Source organism: Microbacterium sp. CSI-V (genome assembly GCF_001984105.1).
Taxonomy (GTDB): domain Bacteria; phylum Actinomycetota; class Actinomycetes; order Actinomycetales; family Microbacteriaceae; genus Microbacterium.
In genome coordinates this window covers 558,897-566,258 of record NZ_MTQM01000007.1, presented here as the reverse complement: position 1 = coordinate 566,258, position 7,362 = coordinate 558,897, and the positions used below count along the sequence as shown (strand labels likewise).

Here is a 7,362-nt window from a genome sequence, read left to right as displayed (position 1 = left end):
TCAGGGTTCGTGGGGCTCGTCGACAACGGGGTCGTCGAGCGCTGCGGCGCCGGAGCAGTACCGCACGGTCACGAAGGAGTGGCACGAGTCGCAGGACCATGTCGACCGCAACAACGAGCTGATCGCGGCGGTCAACGCGCAACAGGTGAAGCTGTGGGAGGCCGAACGGGCCTGCGCAAATCGCATCCGCGCCCTGTACGGCGCCCAGCCGCTGCACGCGGCCACGTCCGAGGACGACGCTCTCGGGTACGGGATCTCCGAGATCCCCGAGGGCACCGACATGCCCTGGGGCGCGGAGGTGGAGCGCACCGAGGACTGCGCGGAGGGCACGGTGCGGTTCGTGGTGAAGGACTTCCTCTGGGAGGGCATCATCGTCGGCGGCCTCGGCGGCACGATCGGCGGGCTCTTGACGCTGACCGTGGGGTTCGACCCTGCCACGTGGACGTTCTTCTCCCCGGACGCGTACGGGGCCGCCTGGGGTGGGATGCTGCAACTCGGCGTCGGCCTCGCTCTGCAGTCGGAACCGAATAGGTCGATCCTGTGGGCTGACGACGTCGCAGGCATGTTCGGGGCGCGGTTCCTTCCCCCGGAGGTGCAGCAGCTCCGCGCGACTGCGGGCGAGGCGTGGCTCACCACGGGCAAGTCCCTGATCGCATGGGACAAGTGGCAGGACGATCCCGGTACCGCGCTGGGCGAGTCCGTCTTCAATGTCGGCACGATCCTCGTTCCCGCCGGCGCGGCGGTTTCGGGGGTGAAGACGGCGGCGGGCGCGACCTCGGCGATCGCCCGCACCGGCGAAGTCGGGTCGGCGATCGTGCGAGGGACCGCGCGCGCCGGGCAGTTCTTCGACCCGACCTCGCATCTCGCCGCGGGGGTCGGGAAGCTGTCGTCCGGGATGTCGCGTGTCATCGAGGCGGCCGTGGACCGTCTCCGCCCCTCGTGGGCCGATGACGTGTCGTCCCACGTCGCGCCGCCTCTGACGCTTCCGGACGCCGAGACGGCGATGCGGACGCTGCAGGACGCGGGCGTCGACATGAACACGGTGGTGGCGCGCACCGACAATGGCATCCCCGTCTACGAGTTCCCGCCGACCAGTGCTCTGCCTGCGGGGCGCATCGAACTGCCGCCGGGTGCGTGGCCCGAGCCTCGCGGGGGCGGAGCGGTGGATGCCGTTGCCCCGGTCCGGGAGCCCGAGCTTGTCGCCGCGGGTGGGGTCCGTGGCGAGACCGGACCCGGGCCGGTCGCCTCGATCGTCGACGAGTCGCCTCCGCGGCCCGAGACGGGCGGTGGCGCCGACTCGGGCGGCGGACCCGGGTCCGTTGCCGACAGCGCGGGGGGCGGGCGTGGTGGGGGCCATGGCGGGAGCGGCGGAGGCTGGGGCCATGGCGACGACGGGATCGGCGCCGGCCCCGGCGACGATCTCCACAGCGGGACCCCGGACGACCTCTCGGGTCACGGCCCGCACGACGACGTTCCGCCGGGGACGGACCCCGAAGGCGCTGCACATTCCGGCGGGGGCGTGGATGCCGCCGTGCATCCCCGGTTCGAGCACACCCCCGAATGGCTGCAACGTATCCTCGACCGCGACGACCTGCTGCCGTGGGAGCGGCAGCGGTGGAACGGTGTCGCCTTCGACTACGAACAGCGCCCCCGATACCCTGAGAACGAGGTGCTCACGGCGGACGGGAAGCGACTCGACTCGTACATAGAGGGTGAAGATATCGTGTCGCGCAAGTACACCCAGCTGAGCGAGATATCGGAGGAGACCGCGAAGCGGTACATCGCGGAGATCGAACGGAAGTATTCGCCGGGTACGTTGCTCGCGGATGGGCGGCTGCTGGACGGGGACCCGATCCTCGAGGTGCCGATTCAACACTCGGACGTGCCTCAGTCCTTGGTCGCCTACTGCAGAACCTTCGATCCTCCAGTGATAATTCGAGACGTGCGCGGACGCACTTATGAGTAGGAGAACGACATTGAGGACCGTTTACGGAAGGGCCTGGAACAGTCGCTCACGTGTCATGGGGGGTGTCATCACGGAGGGTGAGGCGCGCCGCCGGTTCGATGAAGGGAACGAGGAGGAGTGGTTCGGGGTCGCGGCATATGCAGAGGGCGTTCCCGATGGGGCGGCGCCCGAATACTCCATGGAAATCAACCCAGGGCGAAACTTCATCAGCGTAAGCTTCCATGATCAGCTCTGTCGTATCCGTTTCAAATTCCTTTTTCTGAAGCATGAAAATGGAATGATGTTCCTAACGGAGATCTACGATTTCCGTTACCCGGATGAGACGACGTATTACACCCGGTCGGGGTGCGTGACGAACACGAATTACCGGTATCGTCCGGATGGGTCGATGCGCTGGCGCCGGTCGGACAAGGTCGCGAACGTGATCGAGGAGGCGGATTACCGCGACATCGACGTGTCCACTCATTGGGAGCCGGTGCCGGAGTTCGGGGAGTGGGCGTCGATCACCCGCTTCGACCGGACCCAGCCGGTGGGGGCGTAGCGGGGGATGCGGCTTGTTTACGGGCGCCTCTGGGATGACGAGGATCGCGTCATGGGTCTTCCGATTGATGCTGAGGAGGCCCGGCGGCGATACGCCGAGGGGGGCGAGCGAGAATGGTTTGGTGTAGCGGCGTACGCGGATGGTGTTCCTGATGGCGCGCCGCCGGAGTACACGATGGAGATAAATCCGTGGCTGAACTTCATCAGTGTGAGTTTTCACGATCAATTATGTCGTATAAGACTTAAGTTTCTGTTCGGGAAGACGGATGCGGGCGTGATGTTCCTTGAGGAGATCTATGATTTCCGTTACCCGGATGAGTCGACGTATTACACGCGGTCGGGGAGTGTGTTGACGACGAATTATCGGTATCGGCCGGATGGGTCGATGCATTGGTATCGGTCGGACAAGGTCGTGAACGTGATCGAGGAGGCGGATTACCGCGACATCGACGTGTCCACTCATTGGGAGCCGGTGCCGGAGTTCGGGGAGTGGGCGTCGATCACCCGCTTCGACCGGACTCAGCCGGTGGGGGCGTAGCGGGGGATGCGGACCGTGTACGGCAGGGCGTGGAACCATATGCGTCTGCGTATCGGCGGTGTGGTCGGCGAGGAACAAGCGAGGCAGTGTTTCCTCGAAGGTGGCAAGGATGACTGGTTCAGCGTCGCGGCGTATGCGGATGGTGTTCCGGATGGGGCGGCGCCGGAGTACACGATGGAGGTCACCCCGCAGGGTGGGTTCATCAGTGTGAGTTTCTACGATCAGTTGTGCCGGGTGCGTTTTGAGTTTCTGTTCGGGAAGACGGATGCCGGCGTGATGTTCCTGGAGGAGATCTATGATTTCCGTTACCCGGATGAGTCGACGTATTACATCCGGTCGGGGTGCGTGACGAACACGAATTACCGGTATCGCCCGGATGGGTCGATGCACTGGCGCCGGTCGGACAAGGTCGCGAACGTGATCGAGGAGGCGGATTACCGCGACATCGACGTGTCCACTCATTGGGAGCCGGTGCCGGAGTTCGGGGAGTGGGCGTCGATCACCCGCTTCGACCGGACCCAGCCGGCATCCTGAGACTGCCCCTCCGGCGCGCGGCCCGACGACCGTCCTCACGGCAGAATGGACAGGATGCCAGGGAGGGAGGGCGCATGATCGTCGGAATCGGCGTCGACCTGGTCGACGTGCCGCGCTTCGAGCAGCAGCTCGCGCGGACCCCGCGCCTTCTCGAGCGCCTCTTCGCGCCGGCGGAGCGGCTGCTCAAGCCCCGCTCTCTGGCCGCCCGCTACGCCGCGAAGGAGGCGCTGATCAAGGCGCTCGGCGGGTCCGACGGGGTGTACTGGACCGACATCGAGGTGACGCCCGAGCCCTCGGGTCGCCCGACGTTCACGCTGACCGGCGAGACCGCGGCGACGGTGTCCGCGCGCGGAATCACCGCACTGCACCTGTCGATGTCGCACGACGCGGCGCTCGCCACCGCGTACGTCATCGCCGAGGCGGGCCCCTCCGCGTCCGAGGCCGGGCCCGCTGAACCGACCCGGGAGGGCGTCGCATGAGGATGGCATCCGGAGTCCTGCGCGAAGCGCTGATCGACGTCGACGCGATCGCCGAGAACGTGCGGCACCTGCGTCGCCTGACCGGCGTCGAGGTCATCGCGGTCGTCAAGGCCGAGGGGTACGGGCACGGTGCCCATCGCGCCGCCGTCGCGGCGCTCCGCGGCGGCGCGACGCGCATCGGCGTCTCCGACATCGACGAAGCGCTTGCCCTGCGGCGCCGGGGTATCCGCGCGCCCCTCTTCGCGTGGCTGCACGCCCCCGGAGCGTCGTTCGCCCAAGCCGTCCGTGAGGACATCGAGCTCGGCATCTCCGACATCGACCAGCTGCTGCGCGCGGGCGACGCGGCGCAGGGCGATCGGCCCGCGGCCGTGCACCTGAAGATCGAGACGGGTCTGTCGCGCAACGGCATCGCGCCCGCGGATTGGCGCGTGGTGTTCTCCGAGGCCGCGCGCCTCGAGCGCATCGGGCGCCTTCGCGTCGTCGGGCTCTTCTCTCACCTGTCGAACACGAGCGAGGCCGATGACCTGGCCGCGCTGGCGAAGTTCGAGGAGGGCGTCGTGCTCGCGGCGGCCGCCGGGCTGAACCCGCCGTTGCGGCACATCGCGGCGACGCACGCCGCGATCGCCCTGCCCGCGGCGCGGCTGAACGCGGTGCGCATCGGCATCGGCATCTACGGCATCTCGCCGTTCCACGACCGGTCCTCGGCGGATCTGGGCCTTCGTCCCGCGATGACGCTGCGCGGTGCGGTCGCCGCGGTCCGCCGCGTGCCCGCCGGCACCGGTGTCTCGTACGGCTACGCGTACCGCACGGAGACCGACACGACGCTGGCGCTCGTCCCCCTCGGGTACGCGGACGGCGTGCCGCGCCAGGCGTCGGATCGGGGCCCCGTGACGATCAACGGCCGGCGCTTCACGGTCGCGGGCCGCATCGCCATGGACCAGTTCGTCGTCGATGTCGGCGACCACCCCGTCGCCGTCGGTGACGAGGCGGTGCTGTTCGGCGACCCCACGCTCGGCGTGCCGTCGGCGAAGGACTGGGCGGATGCCGCCGACACCATCGACTACGAGATCGTGACGCGCATCGGCGCGCGCGTGCCGCGACGGGAGGTCGGGGCGTGAGCGTTCCTGACGAGCTGCGGGGCGAGCGCCAGGTCGCCGGCCCCGCCGACATGGAGGAGCTCGGGCGCGCGCTCGGCCGGGCCCTCGAGCCCGGCGACGTGGTCGTGCTCACCGGTCCTCTCGGCGCAGGCAAGACGACCCTGACCCGCGGGATCGGTGAGGGGCTTGGCATCCGGGGTCCGGTTCAGAGCCCGACGTTCGTGATCGCGCGGACGCATCCGTCGCTCGTCGGTGGCGCCCCTCTCGTGCACGTGGATGCCTATCGGCTCGGCGCCGCCGTCGAGCTCGACGACCTCGACATCGACGTGGAGCACTCCGTCGTGATCGTGGAATGGGGCCGCGGCGTCGCCGACCACCTCGCCGACCACTGGTGGGAGATCGAGATCTCCCGGCAGACCGGCGGACGCGGTGTCGACAACGCGTGCGGCGAGATCGCCCCGCACACCCTCGACCTGGATGCGGACGCTCCGCGGACGGTGACGATCTCGCGGAGGCCGTAGTTCAGGTGGGCTGCCGGTCGCGCTTCGAGGGCGAGCGGCGGTCAGGCTCGGCGGTCCACACGTCCCGCAGTGCGCGGAGTGTCTCGTACGCCTGCTCCACGTGAGCGAAGTGCCCGCTGTCCTCGAGCACGGTCTCGCGGTAGCCGGGAATTCGGCGACGCGCGTCGCGTGCGTCCTGGCGCCCGGCGAAGACGTCGTGGCGTCCGCGGACGGCGCGCACCGGTGCGGTGATCCGTTTCCACGCCTCGTCGTCGTGCGTCCGGGCGGCCCGCGCCGCGTCGAGGAAGGCGGCCGGGCGGATCTCGTCAGCCAGCGCGTCGGAGACGGCCGGGTCGACGCGGTCCGGATGCCGGAACAGCGGTCGGGCGAACACCCGCAGTGCGCCGATGCGGCGCAGCCCGTGCAGCAGCGGCCGCGCGAGGGGACCGAGGCTCCGGAGGATCGCCATCGCCGCGACCATGCCCCCGAATGCGGGGAGCGTCAGCCATCCGGTCGCGGGCCGCCCGACCACGGCGCGCACCCCGGCGCCGGTGGGGGAGACGAGCCCGACGGCGACGGTCTGCGCCGGGAACCGCGCCGCGACGTCGAGGGCGACCACAGCGCCCAGGGAGTGCCCGACGACGCGCCATCGCGGATAGCCGAGGGCGCGCGCCACCGCGACAACCGCCTCCGCGGCGGCCGCGGGATCGGGCATCGGACCGGGCGACTCGCCCCACCCGGGCAGGTCGATCGCGATGACGTCGTCGAGGGGAATGCCGAGCCGATCGGCCGCGCTGAGCAGCGGTATCCACGTTCTCCACGAACCCGCGGCGCCGTGCAGCAGCACCGTCGCGACGGTGCCGGTGGAGCGTCGACCGGCGTGAGCGACGACCGGTCCCACGGCCGTCGGCACCACCAGTCGGCGCAACTGTCTTTCCATGTCTCTTGTTCGGAGCCGAGCGCCTCGCCGGATGCCTGCAGAACTCCGGCAATTCCTGCGATCTACGGCCGCCCGACACGCGGGCACCGGTGTCGGGCGGCCCGGATACCCTGGAACGGTGATCATCGGCATCGACACCTCCCTCGGCACCGCGGTGGCGGCGATCGCGCACGACGGGGAAGTGCTCGCCGACGAGCAGAGCGCCAACGCTCTCGGGCATGCCGAAGTGATCGGCGACCTGCTGCGCCGAGCTTCGCAGGCCGTGCCGACCCCCACGCACGTCGCGATCGGCATGGGCCCGGGGCCGTTCACGGGGCTGCGCGTCGGCATCGCGACCGCGCGCGCGTTCGCTCTCGGGCGTGGCATCCCGGTCGTCCCCGTGCCGAGTCACGACGGCGTCGCCCTTGGCATCCTGCTCGCCGACGCCCTCACGGGCACCGACACCCCCCGCTTCGCCGTCGTCACCGACGCCCGCCGCAAGGAGTTCGCGTACAGCGTCTACGACGGCGTCGACGACGACGGACTCCCGATCCGGATCATGGATGCCACGCTCAGCCCCCGCGACGACCTCGACGCCCGCCTCGCCGAGGCCGGAGCCGTGCGTCACGACGCGACGAGCGTTTCGGCCGCGATGATCGCGCTCGTCGGGGCGCGCGCGCTGGACGCCGGCCGCGCCCTCGCCGGCCCCGAGCCGCTGTATCTGCGCAGCCCCGATGTCGTCGCCGCCCACGCCCCGAAGCGGGTGAGCGCGTGAGCACGCGCGCGGCG

Annotated in this window: 9 protein-coding genes; 8 read left to right on the top strand and 1 reads right to left on the bottom strand. The window is 69.8% G+C overall.

Annotated elements, in window-relative coordinates:
- The 7 genes from CSIV_RS18330 to tsaE form a co-directional block, all read left to right on the top strand.
- Positions 1 to 1,966: hypothetical protein (locus CSIV_RS18330; RefSeq protein ID WP_202969669.1), on the top strand; the 1,966-nt coding region annotated here is incomplete at its 5' end.
- A gap of 55 nt (positions 1,967 to 2,021) precedes the next feature.
- Positions 2,022 to 2,507, top strand: a complete 486-nt coding sequence (locus CSIV_RS06705) for a hypothetical protein (RefSeq protein WP_077050607.1) — start codon at positions 2,022 to 2,024, stop codon at positions 2,505 to 2,507.
- Between the two features lie 51 nt (positions 2,508 to 2,558).
- The gene (locus CSIV_RS06700; protein ID WP_139340622.1) at positions 2,559 to 3,044 is read left to right on the top strand and encodes a hypothetical protein; all 486 of its coding nucleotides are present in this window, start codon (positions 2,559 to 2,561) and stop codon (positions 3,042 to 3,044) included.
- 39 nt (positions 3,045 to 3,083) lie between these two features.
- Positions 3,084 to 3,578 carry a hypothetical protein gene (locus tag CSIV_RS06695; RefSeq protein ID WP_077050605.1) on the top strand — a complete coding sequence of 165 codons (495 nt, stop codon included), beginning with the start codon at positions 3,084 to 3,086 and terminating at the stop codon, positions 3,576 to 3,578.
- 74 nt (positions 3,579 to 3,652) lie between these two features.
- Complete coding sequence (locus CSIV_RS06690) at positions 3,653 to 4,057, top strand: holo-ACP synthase (protein WP_077050604.1); 405 nt, start codon at positions 3,653 to 3,655, stop codon at positions 4,055 to 4,057.
- Positions 4,054 to 5,175, top strand: coding sequence for an alanine racemase (gene alr / locus CSIV_RS06685; RefSeq protein WP_077050603.1), 1,122 nt, complete (start codon positions 4,054 to 4,056; stop codon positions 5,173 to 5,175). Before CSIV_RS06690 ends, alr begins: the two co-directional genes overlap by 4 nt.
- The gene (gene tsaE / locus CSIV_RS06680; RefSeq protein WP_077050602.1) at positions 5,172 to 5,675 is read left to right on the top strand and encodes a tRNA (adenosine(37)-N6)-threonylcarbamoyltransferase complex ATPase subunit type 1 TsaE; all 504 of its coding nucleotides are present in this window, start codon (positions 5,172 to 5,174) and stop codon (positions 5,673 to 5,675) included. The genes alr and tsaE overlap by 4 nt, the downstream gene beginning before the upstream one ends.
- Before the next feature lies 1 nt (position 5,676).
- On the opposite strand, the gene CSIV_RS06675 is transcribed toward tsaE, so the two are convergent.
- The gene (locus tag CSIV_RS06675) at positions 5,677 to 6,594 is read right to left on the bottom strand and encodes an alpha/beta fold hydrolase (protein WP_077050601.1); all 918 of its coding nucleotides are present in this window, start codon (positions 6,592 to 6,594) and stop codon (positions 5,677 to 5,679) included.
- A 118-nt stretch (positions 6,595 to 6,712) separates the two neighbouring features.
- On the opposite strand from CSIV_RS06675, the gene tsaB reads away from it, so the two are divergent.
- Positions 6,713 to 7,348 (top strand): tRNA (adenosine(37)-N6)-threonylcarbamoyltransferase complex dimerization subunit type 1 TsaB, encoded by a 636-nt coding sequence (gene tsaB, locus CSIV_RS06670; RefSeq protein ID WP_077050600.1) that lies wholly within the window; start codon positions 6,713 to 6,715, stop codon positions 7,346 to 7,348.
- Positions 7,349 to 7,362: the final 14 nt, after the last annotated feature.

Excerpts from the sequence above, each read along its gene's own strand:
- CSIV_RS06705 (WP_077050607.1), top strand. The coding sequence starts at position 2,022 with ATGGGGGGTGTCATCACGGAGGGTGAGGCGCGCCGCCGGTTCGATGAA.
- CSIV_RS06700 (WP_139340622.1), top strand. The coding sequence starts at position 2,559 with ATGGGTCTTCCGATTGATGCTGAGGAGGCCCGGCGGCGATACGCCGAG.
- CSIV_RS06695 (WP_077050605.1), top strand. The coding sequence starts at position 3,084 with ATGCGTCTGCGTATCGGCGGTGTGGTCGGCGAGGAACAAGCGAGGCAG.
- CSIV_RS06690 (WP_077050604.1), top strand. The coding sequence starts at position 3,653 with ATGATCGTCGGAATCGGCGTCGACCTGGTCGACGTGCCGCGCTTCGAG.
- alr (WP_077050603.1), top strand. The coding sequence starts at position 4,054 with ATGAGGATGGCATCCGGAGTCCTGCGCGAAGCGCTGATCGACGTCGAC.
- CSIV_RS06675 (WP_077050601.1), bottom strand. The coding sequence starts at position 6,594 with ATGGAAAGACAGTTGCGCCGACTGGTGGTGCCGACGGCCGTGGGACCG.